The following is a 23705-nucleotide window of genomic DNA, read 5'->3' as shown; positions in this document are numbered from 1 at the left end:
ATAAAGCTAAAAAAACAAAGATCATGAAAGCACAAAAACTAATTTGGGGATTAATTATCATAGGACTATTTTTTAACAGTTGTTCGAAGGATGATGGTGACATAGAAGTTGTAGAAGTAGAAGAAACTACGCCACAATATCCAATGAAATCGTTAATAGAAAGTGGGCATATGCAAGTAAACTATCAAAAAATAAATAGTCCTAGCACCTTCGAGATGGGATATAAATTTAAGACATTTAAAAGTGGAAAAATTACAGCGCTAGGTATTAGAGTACCAAATAATGAGACGTATCGGGTAACACTGTGGAATGTAGAAACAGAAACCATTTTAGCAACAGCAATGGTGACGTCAAGTTCTGGACTTTTATCTTTTGAAGATATAGAACCTATAGTTATAGATTCAGGCACACCATATTTTGTTTCTGTTAATACGAACGATTATTACCAGTTTACTAACGCTGGAAACGACTTATTTCCTATTGAAATGGGAGATGTTCTAATTTCTGGTTATGGATCTAACTTTGGTGCAAGTCAAACACTACCAAGTACATTTTCGGAAGTATCTTATCTTGGAATGGTAGATATTAAGTTTATATCCAATAATTAATGCTTACAAAATGAAAAAGAAGAAATATGAAAAATCCGCCAACTAATATTAGTTGGCGGATTTTAATTTAACGTCAGTTGAACGTAAATACTATTCAAGAGAACCAAATTAATTATTTGAAATACAAGTGTTTGTCATGTCGACAGAGCGAAGCATGAGTGACGAGACATCTCATTATGATGGGATTCTTCCAGATAAGCTTCGCTACATAGCTTTAAACATATCTATTTAAGGTACTCTAGTATATTCAATCGAAGTATCAAATCCATCAATGTTTAATATAATCGTTTCTCCTTCCTCTGCAAGGTTAGAAACATCAAAAGAGGTTGTAACAGATATAGAAGTTGGTTTGGTTAAGTTTTCTTCAATATAAAATTTGATGCGCCTCTGTATAGGCATACTTTCTAATACTTCTCCAGAATCTACCAATTTAACATCCTCAATTCTATCTTGAGTAGAAAGAATGCTAAACGTTACATCCAAGCAATTACCATTAATTTCAGCAGATGTAATAGGTGAGGACTTTATTTCTTTGTAGAGTTTAGGGCTAACTATAGTACCCTTTTCACAATATCTATCTGTGAATATGACAGTTTTATTAGTGGCTTCTGTATCAAAATCAGGACAAGTATTTAGACCAGCGATGCCTCCAAACTCACAAACTTTATTTCTTTCACAGTCGTAAACTGCAATAAGGTTGTCAGCACAGTTTAAGCAATTGTTTATTGAAAAAACAATTTGTCCTTTATAATCATATTGTATAATTTCTAAACCGTTAGAATCTGTATTGTTTAACAATTCTTTTAACCAATCAATGTTTTCAAGGGGATCTACTGAGCATATTTTAGAAGAAGAATTACCATCATCAGTTTCATGACACCCTAAAAATGATACTAATAATAAAAAAAGAAAAGTGTACTTCATAGTATTTTGGGTTTTATATTTAATTAAGTTCAATTATTAGATGCAGTCAATAAATAAAGGTTGCGTAAAAAAGATTTTTTTAATTATTATTTAAATATGATTTTATATCATTTTTTATATGATACAACATTGTATTTCCTATATTTGAATATCGAATTTATTAATAACTTCAAGAATGAAATACGCAATGTGTACCATTGTGTTTTTGTGTTAAATTAAAAATATCTAAATGAAATTATTACAAGGAAAAACGGCTATAGTTACTGGTGCTAGCCGTGGAATTGGTAAAGGAATTGCGAAAGTATTTGCCGAACAAGGAGCTAATGTAGCATTCACATACAGCTCGTCTGTAGAAGCTGCAAATGCATTAGAAGCAGAATTGAATGCCTTGGGCATAAAAGCAAAAGGGTACCAAAGTAATGCCGCTAGTTTTGACGATGCTCAAAAGCTAACTGAAGACGTTGTTTCTGAATTTGGATCTATTGATATCTTAGTAAATAATGCTGGTATCACAAAGGATAACTTATTAATGCGGATTAGTGAAGAAGACTTTGATACCGTTATAGAAGTTAACTTAAAGTCTGTTTTCAATATGACAAAAGCAGTACAACGTACCATGTTAAAACAACGCAAAGGTTCTATTATTAATATGAGTTCTGTGGTTGGGGTTAAAGGAAATGCAGGACAAACTAATTATGCAGCTTCAAAAGCTGGTATTATTGGCTTTTCTAAATCAGTAGCCTTAGAACTTGGTTCAAGAAATATAAGAAGTAATGTAGTCGCTCCTGGATTTATTGAAACAGAGATGACCGCTAAACTAGATGAGGAAATTGTAAAAGGATGGCGTGCTGGAATTCCATTAAAACGTGGCGGAACTCCAGAAGATATTGCAAATGTTTGTGTGTTTTTAGGGAGTGATATGAGTGCCTATGTAACAGGACAGACTCTAAATGTTGATGGAGGTATGCTGACTTAATTTTAGATTTATGAATCACGATTTTTAATTCTAAAATCAATAATCTTAAATGCAAACAGAAACTCTTATTTATATAATTATCGCTGGAATAGGAGCTATTTTATTAGCCTTATTCCAGTATTATAATAAAAAGAAAAGCATGTCTAAATTAAACATGCTTTTCTTTTTTTTAAGATTTCTTAGTATTTTTTCTATACTTCTATTACTTATAAACCCAAAGTTTGAACAACATAGTTTTTCCGTTGAAAAACCAAACCTAGTGGTAGCCATAGACAACTCAAGTTCTATTAAGCACCTTAATCAAGATACTCAAACCACTAGTTTAGTTGAAACATTATCTAATAATGATAAACTAAATGACAAATTTAATATAGATCTATATACGTTTGGAGAATCACTAAAAACGTCCGATTCAACTACTTTCTCAGAAAAGCAAACAAATATAGACAACGCTTTTAAGCAGTTATCTCAAGTGTATAGGCAAACTACGACACCCACATTAATAATTTCAGACGGTAATCAAACCTATGGTAACGATTATCAATTTGCAACATCAATCTACAAGCAAAATATTTTTCCAATAATACTGGGAGATACCGTAACCTATACCGATTTAAAAATACAGCAATTAAATGTAAATAAGTATGCCTATTTAAAAAACAGATTTCCTATTGAAACCATACTCGTTTACAATGGCAATAATACTATAAACTCTCGTTTTATAGTAACAAAAGGAAATACTACGGTTTATTCTAAACCAATTCGTTTTTCAAAAGAAAACAACTCAAAGGTTGTTAACTTTACATTACCAGCAAATGGAGTAGGTGTGAATAGTTATAAAGCGACAATTCTTCCTATTGATAATGAAAAAAACAAGATTAATAATTTTAAAAATTTTGCCGTAGAAGTTATCGATCAGAAAACAAAAATTGCACTAGTTAGTGATTTCCCACATCCAGATATAGGAGCTTTAAAAAAGAGTATAGAAAGTAACGAGCAACGCTCAGTTACAGTTGTTAATTTAAAAAAGATAATAAATCAAATAAATGATTTTCAATTAATTATAATTAATCAGCCAAACTATAAGTTTAAGAAGTTATTCGAAGTTTTAAAAAAAGAAAATAGAAATTATTTCTCCATTATAGGAACTAAAACGGATTTAAATTTTATAAACAATAATAAACTAGGATTCACAAGCGAAATAACAAATCAAACCGAAAGTTATCAAGCAGAGTTAAATACCAGTTACACACCTTTTATAGTTGATAATATTGATTTTGAATCATTTCCGCCTTTAAATTCTAATTATGGAGCGGTATCTTTTACCATCCCGTTCGAATCCATTTTAAATAAAAGCATTAATGGAATTTCAACAAATGAGCCGTTATTAGTTACCTATGAAACTAACGGTAGGAGAGAGGGCGTCTTATTTGGAGAAAACATTTGGCAATGGAGAGCACAAAGCTATATGAACAATAAATCATTTAATCAATTTGATGATTTTACAGGAAAGCTTGTTCAGTATCTAGCTTCAAACAAAAGAAAAGATCGATTGAATATTGATTATGAATCTTTTTATAATGGTAGTAGCAATATCATAATTAAAGCTGAATTTTTTAATAAAAATTATGTTTTCGATGCACGAGAAACACTTAATATTTCTGTGACAGACAATATTTCAAAAGAAAAAAAAGTGTTCCCTCTTATTCTTAAAAACAATAATTTTCAAGTAGATTTAAGTAGTTTACCGCCTTCAGAATATAGCTTTACAGTTCGAGCAACCAATGGTAATATATCAAAATCAGGGGGGTTTCAAATTTTAGAATATAATGTTGAACAACAATTTTTAAATGCCAATGTAACAAAGTTGCAACAATTAGCTACTAACAGTGGAGGCAAGAGTTATTTTATTGATAACACGGGCGATTTGATAAACGATCTATTAAACGACAATCGTTACGTATCTATCCAGAAAAGCAATAAAAATATCATACCTTTGATAGATTGGAAATATCTGCTCATTATACTAGCTTTAAGCCTAGGTTTAGAGTGGTTTATTAGAAAATATAACGGATTAATTTAAATTAAAATAAATAATGGAAAAATTACCAAAAATTGCATTACCTGTAATTATTGTTGCTATTATACTTGTTGTAATACTAGCTAAATCTGCTGTAACTATAGATTCTGGTGAAGCAGGCGTATTGTTTAAGACCTTCGGAGAAGGGGTTGTTACCGACGAGCCTCCAATGGGAGAAGGGTTTCATGTGGTTGCTCCTTGGAATAAAGTATATGTATATGAAGTACGTCAACAAGAGCTTTTTGAAAAGATGAAAGTGCTATCTTCAAATGGATTAGAGATTCAAATTGATGCATCTGCTTGGTACGAGCCAGTTTATAACAATTTAGGGAATTTACATCAGTCTCTTGGGCAGAACTATTTGCAACGTGTTATACAGCCAGCTATTCGTAGTGCAGCTCGTAGTGTTGTTGGACGTTATACACCAGAACAATTATATTCTAGTAAACGCGATGCCATTCAAGATGAAATTTTTGCTGAAACAAAAAAGATACTTGAAAAACAATATGTTCAATTAAATGAAGTATTAGTTAGAGATGTCACATTGCCAAATACAATAAAAGAAGCTATTGAACGTAAACTAAGACAAGAACAAGAGTCTTTAGAATACGAATTTAGATTGGTTACAGCAGCTAAAGAAGCGGAAAAAGTAATCATCGAAGCACAAGGTAAAGCAGATGCGAACCGTATTTTAAGCGCTTCTTTAACAGATAAAATTCTTCAAGACAAAGGTATTGAAGCAACTATTAAATTATCAGAATCACCAAACAGTAAGGTTATCGTTATTGGTTCTGGAGATAGCGGAATGCCTATTATTTTAGGTAATCAATAGTAAATAAGTTATTAAAAAAAGTGTATGAGACACTTTTTATCACAACCTTTTACATTTCTAAATAGCACAAAGCAAAAGTTAATTTTAATTAGCTTTTGCTCTGTTTTTGGTGTGATTTTTATTAATATATTTCTTCCTTTTAATATTAATCTTTGGGAAAAAGATTCAGGAATTCAACAGTTTTTTAGATTATCAAGTTTTGGTTTTATTGCAGCTATTATAATAGCTTGCTCTCAATTTTTAGTTAGGAAACTCTTTAATATAAATTCATTTTTTTGGAAAAGTTTTCTATTTTGGTTTTTGGGAGAAGTTATTGTTATTTCACTCATCTTCTATCTGGTGTATGGCAGCTTTACGTTATCTTTTTGGTCAGAGTATTGGCATTCACTTCGCTATACCTTTTTGGGAATATTACTTCCGTATTCTTTGGGTATACTCATTATATATTTACGGCAACAAAAAGAGTTAGCTTCTTCTGTTATTTCTAGTAAAGAAACAGGTTTAATAGGTATTCCTGATGAAAATGGTATTGTAAAATTATCTTTATTGCTTTCAAACATATTATACATAGAATCTGCAGATAATTATATCGCGGTATATTATTTAGATGATGACCAAATAAAGAATACTTTAATTAGAAACACTCTTAAAACTATTGAGGCCATTTTCACAGACACGAGACTTAAACGATGCCATCGGTCATATATCGTTAATATAAATATGATCAAGATGGCACAAAAAAAATCAAGTAAATTATATTTACATCTAAAAAACACAACAACTGTTATCCCTGTATCACGCAACTATAACACAGCATTTGAATTAATTATTTCATCCATCCCTAAATAGCATTATTCACCACATTTTTTTTAATGAATTTAAAGTAACGATTAGCTTTGTTCAAGCTATGAGGTATCTATACATACCATTTGTATACATTAATTTTTAATCTTTAAATTTTTTATGAAAAAAGAAATTATCATTATTGTAACGACACTATTAGTCTCTTTGATAATTGTTTTGGGATGCGATACAAAGAATAATCATAATCATCCAATACCAAGCAATCCATTACCATCCCTGAAAGCGGTGGTAAATGGAACCGAACCTGGCATTATTGTTGATTCCTCAGGCCGTCAGGTTCTGCTCCGTGGTGTAAATGTGAATTCACATATTGAATATTGGCAATATGATCCAAATATAGCTACAAACTACCCATTTACAGATAACGATGCTGACTTAATTGCTTCAATGGGGTGGAATATGGTCCGTCTTGCAATAAGTTGGTCTCGTGTAGAACCTAAACCGGGCGAATATGACGAGTCTTATCTAGATGAAGTAGCAGTATCTGTTGATATGCTTAGTAAGCGTGGCATCTATACTTTAATAGACTTACATCAAGATGCTTGGGGAGCATCTCTTGCTGCACTCCCCGGAACAATATGCACAGAAGGAAAGCCGGCTCAAGGTTGGGATGGAGCTCCTGAATGGGCAACCTTTGATGATGGAGAGCCACGGTGTGAAAAAGGACCTCGTGAGCTCACACCAGCTGTTAGAGCCGCATGGGTTAATTTTTTTAAAAATAAGATAGGGCCTGGTGATATAGGAATTCAAACCCGATACATAAATATGTTTGCGCATCTTGTGAAGCGTTTTGCTCACGAAAATTCGGTGGCAGGCTATGATATTATGAACGAACCTAATCAGTTTCTAGAAGAAACCTACAAATCATTGTCACAGTTTTACGAAAAAGCTTTGAAAGCAATGCGTCAGGCCGAAAAAGAAATAGGTGCCCCAAAACGGCTTTTCTTTTTTGAGCCGACTATTGCTTGGCAAGCTGTCGGTTTTCCTGCACCAGAGCCATTTAATCATGACGATCAGGTAGTTTTCTCTCCACATATCTATCAAGAGGGGATTAACGACGGTACTCTTGAAGAAGGATTCGCTCGAGCGGTAAAGGAAACTATCGAGCTCTACAATGGGGCACCAGTAGTTACTGGAGAGTGGGGCGGTAGTCCCAGCCGTGCTAAAGACGCTAAAGACGATTACTTCAAACGTCATTTATATGAGCAGGATCACAACCAGTTTGGTGCTACCATATGGTCATGGCATACATCTTGTGGAGATCCACATGCCTATTATTATGCAGCACGTAATGGCAATGTAGCAAATGTATGGGGGTTCTTTAACCAAAATTGTGAAGATAATTCGTATCAAGGGATGCGGATCGAGTATGTAGATGTGATCCAAAAAATGGCGATACGTTTTGCTCCTGGGCCTCTTGATCAGGTTAAATGGTCTATGGATGATACGGAAATTTCAGCATACGGAAGTAAATCCCAAACAGGTAACCTTATTGAAGTATTTGTACCTACTACCAACCCTAAATTAATACAAGTAAAGGCTTCTGGTCTTGGTATGATTCAATCAACACCGTGGTTTAAAGGCTCACTGTTTTATGCTCCCGCTATTGGTGGACCATGGTCAATCAAAATCAAAGATACATCCTAAAAACAAAAAAAGTTGGCTTCTAATTTTTTAGATAAATATACCAACAAAAAATGATAAACCCTCTTGAAATATTAACTTTAAATTATAATCTATTATGAAAGAAAAAATTATCGTAACATTAATTTTAACATTATCTGCAGCTTTTACTGGAGCTGCACAAAACACAGAAAAAGATTTTTTAGGAACTTGGGAGTATGTATGTCATGGTGCAGAATATGCATATTATACATACTATACAGGAGAAATTAAAATTATAAAAAAAGAAAATAAAATAATAACTTCCGTTAAGTTTGTTGATGACACAAAGTTAACAGCCACCAACACTAGATTGAAGAATGGAACTTTACATTTTGAATTATATATTGAAGGAAATTCAATATATGTTTCTTTAAAGAATATTAAAGGGAAATTAATAGGGAAGGTAACTACGTCAGATTCGACTAATTTTGAATTAACAACCAATAAAAAGAAAAAATAGGATAAGGACTAAATTGTATTTATTGTATTTACATTAATAAGTGTGATCAATTATATTATAGCAATTTAAGATATTATAATATTAAGAGATTCTTAATTATGTTATGTAATACTTGTGTAATAAAAAAATATATTATAAAATTGCATAAATAAAATAAGTCATGAACTTTATTCAATTACATCATCATCATTTTCATATTTGCTCTCAAGCGAACTGAAGATGTATTGAATAAAATCAACATATTTTTTAAACCCGTTTGAGACAATCAAGCGGGTTTTTTAATTTTAATTCCAAATTGATTGTTTCGAACTCATAAAAACAACAAAATGAGTAAATTAAGAATTGCAGTACAAAAGTCGGGTCGTTTAAACCAAGATTCGATGAAAATTTTAAAAGATATCGGTATTTCTATCGATAACGGAAAAGATCAATTAAAAGCATCAGCCAGAAACTTTCCTGTAGAAGTGTTTTACTTAAGAAATGGAGACATTCCTCAATATCTTAAAGATGGTGTCGTAGATGCAGCAATTATTGGTGAAAATGTTCTAATAGAAAAAGGTAATGACATTCGAGTTGCTGAAAAACTAGGATTTTCTACCTGTAGAGTTTGTATTGCAGTACCAAAGTCTGTAGACTATAAAAGCATACAGGATTTAGAAGGAAAACGTATAGCTACTTCATATCCAAATACTGTTAAAAGCTATTTAGAAAAAAATAATATTTCAGCGAACCTTCACATTATTAATGGATCGGTAGAGATTGCTCCAAATATTGGATTAGCCGATGCGATATGTGATATTGTTTCTAGTGGTAGCACTTTATTTAAGAACAACTTAAAAGAGGTAGAAATGATTTTGAAATCTGAAGCAGTGCTAGCTGTTTCACCTGTTCTTAGTGAAGATAAACAAGCTATTCTTGACAAGATTCAGTTTAGAATTCAGTCCGTATTAAAAGGACGTGAATCAAAGTACATTCTGCTTAACGCTCCTAATGAAAAAATTCAAGATATTATAAATGTATTGCCAGGTATGAAAAGCCCAACAGTTTTACCATTAGCTCAAGAAGGATGGAGTTCTGTTCACTCAGTAATAAGCAAAAATGAATTTTGGGATGTTATTGATGAATTAAAGAACAACGGTGCTCAAGGCATTTTAGTTTGTCCTATAGAAAAAATGGTTCTTTAATACTGAACTCGTTTCAGTATCTTTTAAATAGATACGATATGCAAATTATAGATAATCCTAATAGAGAAAGCTGGTCGCAAATTTTAAAACGACCAACACAGACTGTTGATGATATTGAAGGTATTGTAAGTGAAGTTTTTAATAATGTTATTAAAAATGGTGATACAGCCATAAAAGAATATACAACACGTTTTGATGGAATCGATTTACAATCCAATATAGTTACCGAAGAAGACATTAAAAAAGCGGTTTTAATTGTTCCTAAAAAACTTCAAAATGCTATTAAAGAGGCCAAGAAAAACATTGAAACATTTCATATAGCTCAAAAGACTTCTAAAATAAACATTGAAACGACCAATGGCGTACAATGCTGGCAAGAAAAACGTCCCATTGAAAAAGTGGGCTTATATATTCCTGGGGGTACAGCTCCTTTATTTTCAACCGTCCTTATGTTAGCTGTTCCTGCTCAAATTGCAGGTTGTAAAGAGATTGTATTATGTTCGCCTCCAAATAAAGAAGGCAAGTTAGCACCAGAAATTCTCTTTGCTGCACAACTTTGTGGCGTTACAAAAGTTATTACAGTAGGTGGAATACAAGCTATTGCGGGGTTAACGTTTGGAACTGAAGTTATTCCAAAGGTTTATAAAATTTTCGGGCCAGGAAATCAATTTGTTACTGTTGCAAAACAACTTGCTACAAAATTTGGAGTGGCTATTGATATGCCTGCTGGGCCAAGTGAATTATTGGTAGTTGCAGATAATAGTGCTAATGCATCATATATAGCTTCAGATTTATTGAGTCAAGCAGAACACGGAGCAGATAGCCAAGTTCTTTTGGTCTCTACATCTAAAAATTTAATTAACTCCGTTTCAGAAGAAATTGAAAAACAAATTAGGGAATTACCAAGACAAGCTATTGCAGAAAAAGCCATTGCTAACTCTAAGCTAATCTATATAGAAAATAATGAATTAGCGCTTGATTTAATTAATGAATACGGACCAGAACACTTTATTATCTGTACTGAGAATGAAGATTTTTATGTAAATGGAATAGCCAATGCAGGCTCTGTTTTTATAGGGGATTATACACCAGAAAGTGCAGGTGACTATGCTTCTGGAACAAATCATACGTTGCCCACCAATGGATTTTCAAAAGCCTATTCTGGAGTGAATTTAGATAGCTTTTTAAAGAGCATGACCTTTCAAAAAATATCAAAAGAAGGTTTGTTAAACATTGGTGAAACCATTGAATTAATGGCAGAAGCAGAAGGTTTACAAGCACATAAAAATGCGGTTTCAATTAGATTAAAAGATATTATTCCTACGAAGGCAGGAATCTCATGAATTTAGTTCTAAAATAAAAATGAAAACAACAAATTTCAATATAGACAACCTAACGCGTTCTAACGTTAAGGCATTAAAACCCTATTCGTCTGCAAGAGACGAATTTCAAGGTAATAGTAATGCTATGGTGTTTTTGGATGCCAATGAAAATCCATTTAACAATGGTGTAAACCGCTATCCAGACCCACAACAAGGAAACTTGAAGACTATACTTTCTAAAATAAAAAGTATTAACTCAAAAAACATCCTTTTAGGAAATGGAAGTGATGAAGTCTTAGATCTCATTTTTAGAGCTTTTTGCGAACCAAACAAAGATAATATCATCATATTACCGCCAACGTATGGTATGTACAGTGTATTAGCTAATATCAATGCTATAGACATTAAAGAAGTACAATTATCAAACAGTTTTCAACCGCAAGTTGAAACCATATTAAATGTAGTGGATAATAATAGTAAAATTCTTTTCCTATGCTCACCAAACAATCCTACAGGTAACAGTTTCTCAAGTAAATCAATAGAAACATTGCTAAACAAATTTGAAGGTTTAGTTGTTATTGATGAAGCTTATATCGATTTCTCTAAAGAAAATAGCTGGATTGACCGCTTAGAAGAATTTCCAAACTTAATAGTCACTCAAACCTTATCTAAAGCTTACGGAATGGCTGGGATTAGGCTAGGAATATGTTATGCATCATCCGATATTATTTCAGTTTTAAATCGAATAAAGCCACCGTATAATGTTAATGAGCTAACACAGCAAAAAGCTGTTCAACAGCTAAGCATAAAAGATTTAGCAACAAATCAAATCAACAGCATTTTAGAAGAACGCACACTGCTAATATCAGAATTGGAATCTGTTAGCTATATTTCAAAAATTTATCCATCTGATGCCAACTTTGTTTTAGTAAAAGTGGATGATGCATCAAAACGTTATGATCAACTTATAGAGAAGGGCATTGTTATAAGAAACAGAACCACGCAGCCAGGATGTGAAAATTGTTTAAGATTAACGGTTGGCACTTCTGAGGAAAATGAGATATTAATAAACACTTTAAAATCAATATAATGCAAAAAGTCCTTTTTATTGATAGAGACGGAACTATTATCAGAGAACCTGCTGATGAGCAAATAGATTCATTAGATAAGTTGGAATTCTACCCTAAAGTATTTCAATACTTAGGGAAAATAGCTAAAGAATTAGATTATGAAATCGTCATGATTACTAATCAAGATGGATTAGGAACCGAGGCGTTTCCAGAAACGGATTTTTGGCCCATACATAACTTCATTATCAAATGTTTTGAAGATCAAGGGATTGTTTTTAAAGAACAATTTATAGACAGAACCTTTGCAAAAGACAATGCACCAACAAGAAAGCCTAATACAGGTTTACTAACAAAATATTTTTCTGATGATTACGATTTAGAAAATTCGTTTGTAATAGGTGATAGGTTAACAGACATAGAATTAGCAAAAAACTTAGAAGCTAAAGGCATTTTTATAAATGACGAAACCCATTTAGGAACTGATGAAATCACTGTAAAAAGAGAGCAATTAGATGCTTATATTGCATTAGAGAGCAACGACTGGGAAGCCATCTATGCCTTTTTAAAAACCAGTGCCCGTACCGGGGAAATTATTAGAAATACTAATGAGACAAAGATAGCTATTCAAGTAAACCTGGATGGATCAGGGAAAAGTAATATAGATACTGGCATTGCTTTTTTTGACCATATGCTAGACCAAATAGCGCGACACGGACAGTTAGATTTAAACATAAAGGTTGATGGTGATTTAGAAGTTGACGAACATCACACTATTGAAGATACTGCCATCGCATTAGGTGAGCTATTTAACACCGCTTTAGGTAACAAATTAGGTATAGAACGCTATGGTTTTTGTTTACCAATGGATGATTGTTATGCACAAGCTGCCATTGATTTTGGAGGTAGAAACTGGCTGGTTTGGGAAGCAGACTTTAAACGCGAAATGATTGGAAAAATGCCAACAGAAATGTTTTACCATTTCTTTAAATCGTTTACAGATGGTGCTAAATGTAATCTAAACATAAAAGCAGAAGGACAAAATGAACACCATAAAATAGAGGCCATTTTTAAAGCCTTTGCAAAAGCCATAAAGATGGCAGTTAAAAGAGATGTGGAAAAGATGATTTTACCAAGCACAAAAGGTGTTTTGTAAATTATTAAAAACTAAATCCCTAAAAGAATTAATTAAAGTAAAATTAAAGATTTGAAACTTGTAATTATTAATTACGGAGCAGGAAACATTAAGAGCATTCAATTTGCCTTTAAACGTTTAGGAATAAATGCTGTTTTATCAAATGATCCTGATGAAATTTTAGCAGCAGATAAAATTATTTTCCCTGGTGTTGGAGAAGCAAGTTCAGCTATGGCCATGTTAGAAAACAGTGGATTAGACAAACTCATTCCCAAACTAAAACAACCCGTTTTAGGTATCTGCTTAGGCATGCAATTATTATGTGAATCAACTGAAGAAGGAAACACAAAAGGTCTGGGAATATTCAGAACAAAAGTAAAACGTTTTACAAATGATGTAAAAGTCCCTCAAATGGGATGGAATGTTATAAAAGACTTAAAATCTGATCTGTTTTCCGGAATTAAAGACAATGAATATATGTATTTGGTACATAGCTATTATGCAGAACATTGTAATGAAACCATCGCAAAAACGGATTATGGTATTAACTATGCCTCTGCATTACAACACAATAATTTTTATGGCGTGCAATTTCACCCAGAAAAGAGTAGTTTAGCGGGAGCAAAAATTTTACAAAATTTTTTAGATTTATAATTTTCACTCATTAAACTATGAATGGATTAAAGTAAAAAGCTATATTGATAACGAAAGTTTATCATGGGAAGAACGTAATAAAAAATTAGAAAAGCATCACGATCACGTAGAGGAAACTACATTTTTGATTGGTAAAATAAGAGATGTAGTTAAAAAATATTTGATATATCACACTGAGCATTGTTGAACAACAAAGTATATTTTGCTATGAAAATAGTAAGCAATAGGTTCTCAAAATGCTTCTGTTTAAAAATAAATATTAATTAAAAGATTTCTGCATTTGCAGGGAATATTATGAGAATTATACCAGCCATAGATATTATAGACGGCAAATGTGTCCGATTAACAAAAGGAGATTACGAAACCAAAAAAGTGTATAATGAAAATCCTTTAGAGGTTGCTAAAATGTTTGAAGCTTCTGGTATCGAATACTTGCATTTAGTTGATTTAGATGGAGCAAAAGCAAAACATATAGTAAATTATAAAGTATTGGAACAAATAGCTTCAAAAACAAATCTTAAAATTGATTTTGGTGGTGGTTTAAAAGCAAACGAAGATTTACATATTGCTTTTAATTCTGGTGCGAAACAGATCACTGGTGGAAGTATTGCTGTTAAAGACCCAGAAACTTTTGAAGGTTGGATCAATAAATACGGTTCCGAGAAAATTATATTAGGAGCAGATAGTAACAATGGAAAGGTCTCAATTAGTGGTTGGATGGAACAAAGTAAAGAAGATGTTATCCCGTTTATTAAATCATACCAAAAGAAAAGGATTAAATATGTTATTTGTACAGATATTTCAAAAGATGGGATGCTTGAAGGGCCATCAGTAGAATTGTATAAACAAATCATTTCAGAATGTTCAAATAGTAGCAATGACCAATCCATAAGGTTAATAGCTTCAGGAGGTATTTCATCTATTGAAGAATTACCAATTTTAAAAGAGATTGGCTGCGAAGGCGTCATTATTGGTAAAGCCATCTATGAAAACAGAATCAGCTTATTTGAATTAGAAAAATTTTTATAGTAAAATGCTAACAAAAAGAATCATACCCTGCTTAGATATTAAAGATGGGAGAACCGTTAAAGGCATTAATTTTGTTGATTTGCGTGACGCTGGCGATCCTGTTGAATTAGCAAAACAATATGCAGATATTGGAGCAGACGAATTAGTCTTTCTTGATATTTCTGCTACTCTTGAGGCACGTGCAACCACTCTAGATATGGTATTACGCGTAGCAGAGCAAGTAAACATCCCTTTTACAGTTGGAGGAGGTATCTCGTCTATTAAAGATGTTGATGCGCTATTGCAATGCGGTGCAGATAAAGTATCGATAAATTCATCAGCTGTTAAAAGACCAGAGCTAGTCAATGAATTATCAGATAAGTTTGGAAGTCAATGTGTTGTTGTTGCTATAGATGCAAAAGAAATCGATGGTCAATGGAAAGTACATTTAGCAGGTGGAAGCATTCCAACCGAGATCGATTTGTTTGAATGGGCAAAAGAAGTTGAGAAGCGTGGTGCAGGAGAAATTCTATTTACATCTATGAATCATGATGGTACTAAAAATGGATTTGCTAATAAAGCATTAGCTAGATTATCTGAAGAACTGAATATCCCTATCATCGCCTCTGGCGGGGCTGGAAACACACAACATTTTATAGATACCTTTAAAGAAGGGAAATCTGATGCAGCCTTAGCTGCTAGTGTGTTTCATTTTGGTGAAATACCAATTTCAAATTTAAAAAAAGAGTTAAAAGAAAATAATATAGAAGTGCGACTTTAGTCGTTAAAGTGAGAATGTCTCCCTGAGCGTAGTCGAAGGGTCTTTTCAATATTCAAAAATAAAATGATGACTATTAAATACGATACAAACGGACTTGTACCAGCAATAATTCAAGATGCTACAACAAAAAACGTATTAATGTTGGGCTATATGAACGAGGAAGCCTATCAAAAAACAATTGAAACTAAACAGGTTACTTTTTTTAGCAGAAGTAAGCAACGTTTATGGACCAAAGGTGAAGAAAGCGGGAATTTTCTAAACTTGATTGATATAAAAAATGATTGCGATAATGATACGCTTTTACTACAAGTAAATCCAGTTGGTCCCACATGTCACAAAGGAACAGATACCTGCTGGCAAACCAAAAACACATCAACTTACGGTTTTTTCTCTACTTTAGAAGACGTTATAACAGAACGTGTTTCTAATAAAGACACTAAAAAATCGTATGTAGCCAGCTTATTTGATAAAGGAATCAATAAAATAGCTCAAAAAGTAGGAGAGGAGGCTGTAGAGACCGTTATTGAAGCTATGGATACTAATGATGATTTGTTTTTATATGAGTCTGCAGACTTATTATTTCACTATTTAATGCTGTTACAAGCTAAAGGATTTACATTAAATGATATAGAGGAAGAATTAAAAGGAAGGCACAAATAATTAAAATTTATTATATTTACTCTATAATTTAAATTATTGCACCCATGAACCTACAAAAAACAATCCTATCGTTATTATTTTTCATAACAGCTTCATCAGCTACATTTTCCCAGCAAGATATTGATAATCAGGTAAATGAATTAATAAAGAAAGATAATGTTATGTTAACAGAAAATGATAAATCATTAAAACTAACGGAAGAACAAACATTAAAACTTAAAGAAGCTTATAAAAAACTTGTTCTTTTTGAAAATGACTTACCAAGATCAAAGAAAAGGAAAAAAGAAGCGTATAGAGAAGCTATGACACCTATACTTAGTGAAACTATGGCTTACAAAAGAAGTTTATTAACTCCAAAACAATTGGAAGCTTATAATGCTCATAAAAGTTAATAACTCCTAATAAATATTAAAACAAAAGGTATTAGAAAACTCTAATACCTTTTGTTTTATAAATTATAATCTTTTCTCTGTTTTATTACGTAAATTAATTTATTAATAACCCCAAACTCTATTAATTAATGATAGCTCATTTTAGTATAAAAAGGAACATTCTTCTTTTTTGTTTAACACTTTGCATGTATTCATGTTTCGAAGATTCAAATGACTCTCAAATATTTGTTAATTCGGAATTAAGTTCTACAGATTCTAATAACCCCAATCCTTTTATGGGAGTAATGAATCCTGTAGAAACAATGCCCTATAATGAAATTCCAGCCAAAAAGTATATTATAGAATTAGAAAGATGGGATATTCCAAATGATAGAAAAGATCCTGAAAAAACAACAGATAATATTCAGCAAGCCATTGACTGGGCGGTATCTGAAGGATATGGTCAAATTTGTTTACCAGAAGGTCATTATCTCATTGGTAAATATGGGAATGATATTTATCAAGCTGGTATAGAACTAAAAAGTAATATGGCATTTTTAATAGACCAAAATGCCATTATAGAAATGGCGCCTAATAATAAGTGGAATTACTGTGCTATTGCTGTAACAGAGAAAGTGCATGTTATTATTTCTGGTGGAACTATTTTAGGAGATAAGGAAAACCATGAATATACCCCTAGAAAAAGTGATGGATCCGTAGTTCACGATGAAGGTCATTTAATTTGTATTCAGAACGAAAGCGAATATGTAACAGTAGAAAATGTCACTTTAGGAAAAGCAAATGGAGATGCCATTCTTTTGGTGGGACAAAAAGGTGCGGGGTCTTCTGTTAAACATATTGATATTAGAAGAAATAATATGGTTGATAACCGAAGACAAGGCGTTTCAATTGTTGGAGGCACAGATATTCTAATTGAAAATAATGAAATTCATCATACCAAAGGAACAGCACCTCAGTTTGGAATTGATGTAGAAAGCTTAAGCTATAACAGCCAAGATATTACTATAAGAAATAATTATTTTCACCATAATAGAGGAGGCGATATTGTTAACACGGATGGAAAAAATGTAATTATTGAAAACAATATTTTGTTACAAGGAGAAGAAAGCCAATATATAGACGGCCCTATAGTTTATTGGAAAAAAGGAGACCTAACCATTAGAAATAATGATATAACAATGACAACAGTTTCTGTAAACAACTGGAATGGTATTATTATGTATTCTAATGACAGCCCAAAAACAAACCCAGCAACAACTTATATTTATAATAATACTTGTAACAACTGTGGATTTTACATGTATAAAGGAGCCGATTTAGTGGTTAAAGATAATTATCTAAACAATGGGCATTTGGTATTTAAAGAAATGACAAATCTAACATTAGAAAATAATAGGGTAGAACATCCTCAAAAATGCTGGGCATATCGTTTTTTAGAAGTTTCGGGAAGTGCTAACGATAACACATATAACGGAGATGCTTTTGATATACCATTACAAGAAAACATACCCTGGGACGGATGTTGGATAAATTAATCTCTTGATTTTAGCTTCAGTCACCAGCTAAACCTAAAATACAAAATGTGCTATAATGGGCTATGTTATGCAACTTTGCTTTGGTAAAAGCGAAGTTTATACCACTGCTTTTTTTGATTTATTCTTCTCAAATGTTTCTCTACGATGTTAATGGAATACGATTTTTACTGAAAGAGTAGAGCAGTGGAATGAAAATAAGTTATGAATTTTATTCTGTAAATAGTATTATAATAAGGGCTAGAAATAGCATCTAACCCTTTTATATTATTCATAATTTCCGAAGGTTTAATCCACCAAAAATTGTTATTATTAAAGTGATAAGCAGCGTCGGAAGCATCAAATATAACCAGCTAAAATCACGTTTTGATTTATAAAATTTAGCTTCATGAGTTTCCCAATCAATTACATCGGCTGGATTGTAATCAAAGATTTTAGTGTAAAAACTTAGTCTTAAGGTCTCATGGTATTCCGTTAGTGCCTTTAAAAAATTCAAATGGCTAACCATATCTGTTCCTGCTAAATTATTGAAGCTTAGCTGAGCATGCATGGTAGGTACAAAAAGCGCAATTTTTTCACTTATAGTATTACGCATCATTATCTTTTCCTTCATTTCAGCACTTTTATTTTTCGCAGCTAAATCTCCCATATGTTGCATTCCATAGTACCATATCCAACTAAATTTATCTTCAGGTACATCGTACTTTTTAAACTGTGGATAAGCTTCATAAAACCCCGTCATCGTAGCATCCTTTTCTAAGTCCCATTTTTCGTGATAGCCATCACGTTGTTCTACCATGGCATCTAATGCTTCCGGTACTTGGTATTTATTTAGTACATAGTTGTTTACTAGTGCAGGAAATAAAATGGTCAACGTCACCCAAATGGAAATTAATGCTAACGCATTAAAACTAGAGTTTTTTAATAATGAAACCATAAAAAAGCAAAGCACACTCCAAAACAATAAATACAGTAAGCTTTGCATGAAAATAGCCCAAAAGTTTGCGCTATAAGGTATTTGAAGAATAGCACTAGCCATAAGCATTAAAAAAATTAAAATAGCAAAAACAAAACCTATTCTTACTACTAACTTTTTGAACAAAAATTTAGCTTTTGCAGAGGTTTGTGCGGATAATATCCGCCAAGTGCCTAATTCTTCTTCTTCTGAATATAAATTGAAAGTCATGGCGATTAACACCAATGGAAATAAATATATAATAACAAATCCTAGATCTAAATTACCAGACATCAACAAGGATGGGTTTTCAAAATTAGCATCATATTTCTGCCCCTCTAATCCACGAATAGTAACTGTTTGCAGTAGCGGGTTAACATCACTCTGTCCTATAGAAATAGCGCTTATATTTTCTGGTTTTTTTATTAATGTAAATCGTAAATAATATAATAACAAGCCAAGATCGTCATTGTGATATTCTAAATTTCTTTTAATACTTTCTTTTTGAAATGCTTGCGCAGCAACAATGGTTTTTTCCTGTTTTACCAAATACTGCTTACCAATGAGTATGCTAATTATTCCAACAGATATTAGTAATACAAGACTTAGCCAAAAAATCTTAGTTCTAAAAAACGATTTTAATAATAAATGATACATCTAAATGGCTTTTAGGTTAGTAGATAATCTTAGCAGCCCAAAAACTGTCAATATACTCCATAGTAATAAGGCTAATATGGAAATCAACTCATTTTTAAATACCTTGCTAATACTCAAAAACTGATATTCAAACGGTGGAAATTTTTTCCAATAATCATTGGAGATTTTATTTGGCCCCTCTTTTCCTTTATTGGGAATAAAATCCATTTGCAATTGATTCATGTCTTGTGCTAATTTATAGCGATAGGCTTCTGCTTTATCTTTAAAATGAAGAAACGACTTAAAATCGGTTCCTGAGAACCCCATAGATAAGTTTTTTATTGCCGTATATGGGTTTAGAAAAGCAGAACTACGCTCTAAATTATTCTGCTTATTATAGACTTTATAAAGACGTTCTTGGTGCTCTAAATAAATAGCTGTACTTAAAGCTTCTCCTTTAGCCATTACAAATCCACCATAATTAAAAGGAAGGTCTCCTACCTTTTTTACATTATGTGCTAAAAGCACAGAATCTTTTAAGGCATTAAAATGTGGGTCGTCCGGATTATGACTATCTCCTTGTTTAACTAAATCATATTCTACGGCAGTTTCCATTTCTATTTTAGAGGGCGTAGGGTAGAGGTAATAACCTATAGCTTGAAGTGATTTTGGCAAAATTATTACAAATAGTAACCAAATTCCTAAAAGTTTTATTAATGCTCCTTTAGCAGTTTTACTAAAGGCGGATACCAAAATGGTAATAGCGCTTAGAATAGCAAAAAATATAATATAAGAAATGACTAGTACACCAAACCGCAACATGCTATCCTTGTAACTAGTATCATGTGATTCCATAAGTAGAAAAACTAATACAACTAAAAAAATCGAAAAAAGAAATATCAAGGATAAGCCCCAAAGTCCTAACCATTTCCCAAAAACAATTTCTTTTCTACTAATACCTTGACCTATTAAAAGTTTTAAAGTGCCGTTTTGGCGCTCTCTAGCTATACTTGCAAAACCTAGGTAGAAAATCAAAAGTGGTACAATGACTTTCAATAACATCGCTAAACTAACGTCTCCAAAGCGCAATAAACCTGTGGACATGCTAGCTTCAGAAAAGTTAACAGTATTCTGCTTATGCGCTTCCAAGAACACAGCATTGCCTACAAAATTTTCCATGCCTAAATCAAAAACGCTTAATATGTGTTTTAATCGTAAAGCAAAAGAACCATAATGTGCCATTCTGTGCGGATGTTTATCAGGATTATTCTCCCAACTTTGCTGCACTTGATCCTGAATTATGTCTCGCGTATAATTTTGGTCATGATAATTTTCCCAACCACTATAGGTAGAGAAAATCAATAAAAATATCATTAAACCCAAAGTTACACTCATAACTTTGGATCTAAAGGCATCCTTCCATAGTTGACCAGCCAATAAATAGATGATCCTTTTTCTCATATCTAAAATTTATATGTTGCATTTAACAAAACATTTCTTGGTGCACCTGGACCTAACCTAGAAGGATTAAGACCACCTAGCCAATACGTTTCATTAAATAAGTTGTTTACTTTTAGTGTCAACTGCATGTTTGTATTATTTGGCTTGTAATATATAGCTCCCTCAAACACTGTATATTCTGGTAATAATACTCTATCGGTAGCATATGTTGGGTTATACCAAGTATATCTCTCGTCTACATATTGAGCACCTAAACCAAGTCCTATTCCTTTTAATATAGAGCTTGAAGTAAAATCGTATCTGCCCCAAAAATTTGCGTTATGTTTTGGTGCTCCTCCTATTCGTTCGCCTATAAATTCTTTAACGGTATCTTCTTCAATTGTAGCATCTGTATAAGAATAAGAAGCTGTTAATTGTAAATTAGGTAGTACGTAACCAGAAATATCAGTTTCAAAACCTCTACTTCTTTGCTCTCCTCTTGTTGTTAAGTTATCTAAATCATAAGTATCACCAAGTAAGATGTTTTTTTGTGTAACATTAAAAATTGCCAAGTTTGCAAATATTCTTCCATTTAAGAACTCTCCTTTAGCACCTACTTCTATTAAGCTACTTTCTAAAGGATCAAATCTACTTGGAGAAGCTGCCCAGAAGAATCCCTCTGCTGTAGGTGACAACGACACGGTGTTAGTATGTGGCTGAAAACCTCCTAAATAAGTGGCATAAGCACTAATATCATTAGTAACTTCATAGGTTAAACCTAGTCTAGGTACAAAAGCACTAGTTTCAAATTCTTCTTCATCACCTTTATAATCAAAAATATCTGTAAACCACTCATACCTTAAGTTTACTAAAGCTGAAAATTTCCCAACCTTAAATTGATTTTGAATATAGATACCACTTGACGTATTTAAATTAGCAGGTATTGTTAATTCAGCAAGGTTATAATTATCTGTATTTCTAGCTCCATTAAAAGGGTCTTCTAAATTAAAATGCGGAACAGCTGGTACCGGCATGGTGACACCATCTACAACCATTTGTTGAAAGTTCCCAGGATTACTTGAGTCATAATTAGCCTGCCCACCGTTAACTGTTAAATATCTTCTAGCACGAAGGAATCCGGCTCCAATTTGTCTCTCCCATCGTGTAGCATCATATCCAACTAATAATTTATTGGTAATGTTACCTTTTTTGATGTCATAATTAAAAAAGGCACTAAAGTTATCTGTTTCCCAAAATTGTTGTCTTTTATCGTATCGCATTCTAGCAAGTGTAGGAATCACGTTACCGTCAATATCAACAGCTGTACCGTCAACTCTGTGCTCAGCTAAATCTTCATCCCAAGTTTGTTTCATAAACTGGGCATTGAAACCAAAATTTTCAGTAAACTTTTGAGTAAAGTTGGCCATAAATATGACTTCTTTAGTTTTGTAATGGTCATTTGATGCACCAACATTCCTTGTGATTGGTGTACTATTTAAATCAAACTCACCATTAATTGCTCCAAAAATTGGCTGACCTCTGTCTAAATTTCCTTTAGCATCATTGTAAATCATTTCCACGTTAAGCGATGTGTTTTCGTTAGGGACATAACTGAATGAAGGTGAAATTAAAATAGCATTGTTATTAACGACATCTCTAAAAGAATCTGCTTCCTGAAACGCAGCATTGAAACGATATAACAAGGTTTTAGAATCATTTAATGGGCCTGTAAAATCTGCTGTAGCTCTAAGAGTTCCAAAACTCCCAGTTGTAAAACCTATTGAATTTCTTTTTTCAGTCAGCGGTTTTTTAGTTACCATGTTTACAGTTCCACCAGGATCTGCACTAGAAAAGGTTACCGAAGACGGTCCTTTAATAACTTCTACACGTTCTAAATGAGACGTAATTGGTTGTAAAAAGTAATATTGGCGTGTGCGCATTCCATTAAGCATTTGTCCATCATCAGCTTGCGTAATACCTCTAATATTATAATGATTATATAACCCCGTAGCTGATACACTACTTACTGTTTTTACAGCATCTGGTAACTGAAATGCTATACGGTCGTCAATAAGCTCTTTGGTTACAGTAGACACTGCTTGTGGTAATTCTTTATTTTTGATAGCTGTTTTGGTCGCAGAGAAAGAATAATCACTATTATAATCTTTTCTTACACGTCCTAATATTTCAACAGATTGTAATTGCTCAAGATCTTCCTGTAATGTCAATGTTCCTAAATCGTAGACTTGATTTTGGTCAAAAGACTTTTGTAGCTGTAAGGATTTCATTCCTATGTAGCTTATATTAATTTGGTAAGTTCCTGTTTCCGTAAGGTTAAAAGTAAATGTTCCGTTTTCTTGGCTTACTGTACCATCTTTTTTTGTAGAATTTTCATTTGAATAAGAAATGGTTGCACCAACGATTGGTAGCCCTTTATTATCGGTAATTTTACCTTTAACTGAAATTTGAGAGAATGTTATGTTTACAGTAAATAGTGTTAGTATAATTATTATATAATTTTTCATGTTTT

Annotated in this window: 21 protein-coding genes; 17 read left to right on the top strand and 4 right to left on the bottom strand. The window is 32.4% G+C overall.

Translation table 11 applies throughout. The annotated features are described in order from the left end of the window. Positions 1 to 23 precede the first annotated feature (23 nt). The gene (locus Q4Q39_RS10535; RefSeq protein ID WP_303282415.1) at positions 24 to 608 is read left to right on the top strand and encodes a DUF4082 domain-containing protein; all 585 of its coding nucleotides are present in this window, start codon (positions 24 to 26) and stop codon (positions 606 to 608) included. 228 nt (positions 609 to 836) lie between these two features. Here Q4Q39_RS10535 and Q4Q39_RS10530 read toward each other — a convergent pair whose 3' ends face one another. Next, positions 837 to 1532, bottom strand: coding sequence for a DUF6970 domain-containing protein (locus Q4Q39_RS10530; protein ID WP_303282413.1), 696 nt, complete (start codon positions 1530 to 1532; stop codon positions 837 to 839). 229 nt (positions 1533 to 1761) lie between these two features. Between Q4Q39_RS10530 and fabG the strand changes: the two genes are divergently transcribed. From fabG to Q4Q39_RS10450, 16 genes are all read left to right on the top strand, one after another. Continuing rightward, a complete protein-coding gene (gene fabG, locus Q4Q39_RS10525; protein ID WP_303282412.1) occupies positions 1762 to 2508 on the top strand; it encodes a 3-oxoacyl-[acyl-carrier-protein] reductase in 747 nt (248 codons plus the stop codon). A gap of 49 nt (positions 2509 to 2557) precedes the next feature. Beyond that, positions 2558 to 4591: a vWA domain-containing protein gene (locus Q4Q39_RS10520; protein ID WP_303282411.1), complete on the top strand. Its 2034-nt coding sequence runs from the start codon at positions 2558 to 2560 to the stop codon at positions 4589 to 4591. A 13-nt stretch (positions 4592 to 4604) separates the two neighbouring features. Beyond that, positions 4605 to 5420: a prohibitin family protein gene (locus Q4Q39_RS10515; RefSeq protein ID WP_303282410.1), complete on the top strand. Its 816-nt coding sequence runs from the start codon at positions 4605 to 4607 to the stop codon at positions 5418 to 5420. Positions 5421 to 5444: 24 nt separating this feature from the next. Continuing rightward, positions 5445 to 6269, top strand: a complete 825-nt coding sequence (locus Q4Q39_RS10510) for a LytR/AlgR family response regulator transcription factor (RefSeq protein ID WP_303282409.1) — start codon at positions 5445 to 5447, stop codon at positions 6267 to 6269. A 114-nt stretch (positions 6270 to 6383) separates the two neighbouring features. After that, positions 6384 to 7931, top strand: coding sequence for a glycoside hydrolase family 5 protein (locus tag Q4Q39_RS10505; RefSeq protein WP_303282408.1), 1548 nt, complete (start codon positions 6384 to 6386; stop codon positions 7929 to 7931). 94 nt (positions 7932 to 8025) lie between these two features. Continuing rightward, a complete protein-coding gene (locus Q4Q39_RS10500; protein ID WP_303282407.1) occupies positions 8026 to 8409 on the top strand; it encodes a hypothetical protein in 384 nt (127 codons plus the stop codon). A 326-nt stretch (positions 8410 to 8735) separates the two neighbouring features. Further along, positions 8736 to 9593, top strand: a complete 858-nt coding sequence (gene hisG, locus Q4Q39_RS10495) for an ATP phosphoribosyltransferase (RefSeq protein ID WP_303282406.1) — start codon at positions 8736 to 8738, stop codon at positions 9591 to 9593. Between the two features lie 38 nt (positions 9594 to 9631). Continuing rightward, complete coding sequence (gene hisD, locus Q4Q39_RS10490) at positions 9632 to 10936, top strand: histidinol dehydrogenase (protein WP_303282405.1); 1305 nt, start codon at positions 9632 to 9634, stop codon at positions 10934 to 10936. Positions 10937 to 10955: 19 nt separating this feature from the next. Beyond that, entirely contained in the window at positions 10956 to 12005 is a 1050-nt protein-coding gene (gene hisC / locus Q4Q39_RS10485; protein ID WP_303282404.1) for a histidinol-phosphate transaminase, read from the top strand. Beyond that, positions 12005 to 13138: a bifunctional histidinol-phosphatase/imidazoleglycerol-phosphate dehydratase HisB gene (gene hisB / locus Q4Q39_RS10480; protein WP_303282403.1), complete on the top strand. Its 1134-nt coding sequence runs from the start codon at positions 12005 to 12007 to the stop codon at positions 13136 to 13138. Before hisC ends, hisB begins: the two co-directional genes overlap by 1 nt. Positions 13139 to 13189: 51 nt before the next feature. After that, the gene (gene hisH / locus Q4Q39_RS10475; RefSeq protein WP_303282402.1) at positions 13190 to 13771 is read left to right on the top strand and encodes an imidazole glycerol phosphate synthase subunit HisH; all 582 of its coding nucleotides are present in this window, start codon (positions 13190 to 13192) and stop codon (positions 13769 to 13771) included. 294 nt (positions 13772 to 14065) lie between these two features. After that, positions 14066 to 14800, top strand: a complete 735-nt coding sequence (gene hisA / locus Q4Q39_RS10470; RefSeq protein ID WP_303282401.1) for a 1-(5-phosphoribosyl)-5-[(5-phosphoribosylamino)methylideneamino]imidazole-4-carboxamide isomerase — start codon at positions 14066 to 14068, stop codon at positions 14798 to 14800. A gap of 4 nt (positions 14801 to 14804) precedes the next feature. Beyond that, positions 14805 to 15560 carry an imidazole glycerol phosphate synthase subunit HisF gene (gene hisF / locus Q4Q39_RS10465; RefSeq protein ID WP_303282400.1) on the top strand — a complete coding sequence of 252 codons (756 nt, stop codon included), beginning with the start codon at positions 14805 to 14807 and terminating at the stop codon, positions 15558 to 15560. 66 nt (positions 15561 to 15626) lie between these two features. Beyond that, complete coding sequence (gene hisIE / locus Q4Q39_RS10460) at positions 15627 to 16220, top strand: bifunctional phosphoribosyl-AMP cyclohydrolase/phosphoribosyl-ATP diphosphatase HisIE (protein WP_303282678.1); 594 nt, start codon at positions 15627 to 15629, stop codon at positions 16218 to 16220. A gap of 44 nt (positions 16221 to 16264) precedes the next feature. Then, positions 16265 to 16612, top strand: a complete 348-nt coding sequence (locus tag Q4Q39_RS10455; protein WP_303282399.1) for a hypothetical protein — start codon at positions 16265 to 16267, stop codon at positions 16610 to 16612. 185 nt (positions 16613 to 16797) lie between these two features. Beyond that, positions 16798 to 18147, top strand: coding sequence for a right-handed parallel beta-helix repeat-containing protein (locus Q4Q39_RS10450; protein ID WP_303282398.1), 1350 nt, complete (start codon positions 16798 to 16800; stop codon positions 18145 to 18147). 268 nt (positions 18148 to 18415) lie between these two features. Here Q4Q39_RS10450 and Q4Q39_RS10445 read toward each other — a convergent pair whose 3' ends face one another. From Q4Q39_RS10445 to Q4Q39_RS10435, 3 genes are read right to left on the bottom strand one after another with little or no spacing between them, the layout of a single operon-like run. Beyond that, positions 18416 to 19756, bottom strand: coding sequence for a DUF3526 domain-containing protein (locus Q4Q39_RS10445; protein ID WP_303282397.1), 1341 nt, complete (start codon positions 19754 to 19756; stop codon positions 18416 to 18418). Then, positions 19757 to 21196, bottom strand: coding sequence for an ABC transporter permease (locus Q4Q39_RS10440; RefSeq protein ID WP_303282396.1), 1440 nt, complete (start codon positions 21194 to 21196; stop codon positions 19757 to 19759). A gap of 2 nt (positions 21197 to 21198) precedes the next feature. Next, entirely contained in the window at positions 21199 to 23700 is a 2502-nt protein-coding gene (locus Q4Q39_RS10435; protein ID WP_303282395.1) for a TonB-dependent receptor domain-containing protein, read from the bottom strand. Positions 23701 to 23705: the final 5 nt, after the last annotated feature.

The organism is Flavivirga amylovorans (assembly GCF_030540875.1).
Lineage (GTDB): Bacteria > Bacteroidota > Bacteroidia > Flavobacteriales > Flavobacteriaceae > Flavivirga > Flavivirga amylovorans.
Note: the sequence above shows the minus strand (reverse complement) of the source record. Positions and strands in the feature narration are given on the sequence as shown.

Coding starts and splice junctions, on each gene's coding strand:
- Q4Q39_RS10535 (WP_303282415.1), top strand. CDS start 24: ATGAAAGCACAAAAACTAATTTGGGGATTAATTATCATAGGACTATTT.
- Q4Q39_RS10530 (WP_303282413.1), bottom strand. CDS start 1,532: ATGAAGTACACTTTTCTTTTTTTATTATTAGTATCATTTTTAGGGTGT.
- fabG (WP_303282412.1), top strand. CDS start 1,762: ATGAAATTATTACAAGGAAAAACGGCTATAGTTACTGGTGCTAGCCGT.
- Q4Q39_RS10520 (WP_303282411.1), top strand. CDS start 2,558: ATGCAAACAGAAACTCTTATTTATATAATTATCGCTGGAATAGGAGCT.
- Q4Q39_RS10515 (WP_303282410.1), top strand. CDS start 4,605: ATGGAAAAATTACCAAAAATTGCATTACCTGTAATTATTGTTGCTATT.
- Q4Q39_RS10510 (WP_303282409.1), top strand. CDS start 5,445: ATGAGACACTTTTTATCACAACCTTTTACATTTCTAAATAGCACAAAG.
- Q4Q39_RS10505 (WP_303282408.1), top strand. CDS start 6,384: ATGAAAAAAGAAATTATCATTATTGTAACGACACTATTAGTCTCTTTG.
- Q4Q39_RS10500 (WP_303282407.1), top strand. CDS start 8,026: ATGAAAGAAAAAATTATCGTAACATTAATTTTAACATTATCTGCAGCT.
- hisG (WP_303282406.1), top strand. CDS start 8,736: ATGAGTAAATTAAGAATTGCAGTACAAAAGTCGGGTCGTTTAAACCAA.
- hisD (WP_303282405.1), top strand. CDS start 9,632: ATGCAAATTATAGATAATCCTAATAGAGAAAGCTGGTCGCAAATTTTA.
- hisC (WP_303282404.1), top strand. CDS start 10,956: ATGAAAACAACAAATTTCAATATAGACAACCTAACGCGTTCTAACGTT.
- hisB (WP_303282403.1), top strand. CDS start 12,005: ATGCAAAAAGTCCTTTTTATTGATAGAGACGGAACTATTATCAGAGAA.
- hisA (WP_303282401.1), top strand. CDS start 14,066: ATGAGAATTATACCAGCCATAGATATTATAGACGGCAAATGTGTCCGA.
- hisF (WP_303282400.1), top strand. CDS start 14,805: ATGCTAACAAAAAGAATCATACCCTGCTTAGATATTAAAGATGGGAGA.
- hisIE (WP_303282678.1), top strand. CDS start 15,627: ATGACTATTAAATACGATACAAACGGACTTGTACCAGCAATAATTCAA.
- Q4Q39_RS10455 (WP_303282399.1), top strand. CDS start 16,265: ATGAACCTACAAAAAACAATCCTATCGTTATTATTTTTCATAACAGCT.
- Q4Q39_RS10450 (WP_303282398.1), top strand. CDS start 16,798: ATGTATTCATGTTTCGAAGATTCAAATGACTCTCAAATATTTGTTAAT.
- Q4Q39_RS10445 (WP_303282397.1), bottom strand. CDS start 19,756: ATGTATCATTTATTATTAAAATCGTTTTTTAGAACTAAGATTTTTTGG.
- Q4Q39_RS10440 (WP_303282396.1), bottom strand. CDS start 21,196: ATGAGAAAAAGGATCATCTATTTATTGGCTGGTCAACTATGGAAGGAT.
- Q4Q39_RS10435 (WP_303282395.1), bottom strand. CDS start 23,700: ATGAAAAATTATATAATAATTATACTAACACTATTTACTGTAAACATA.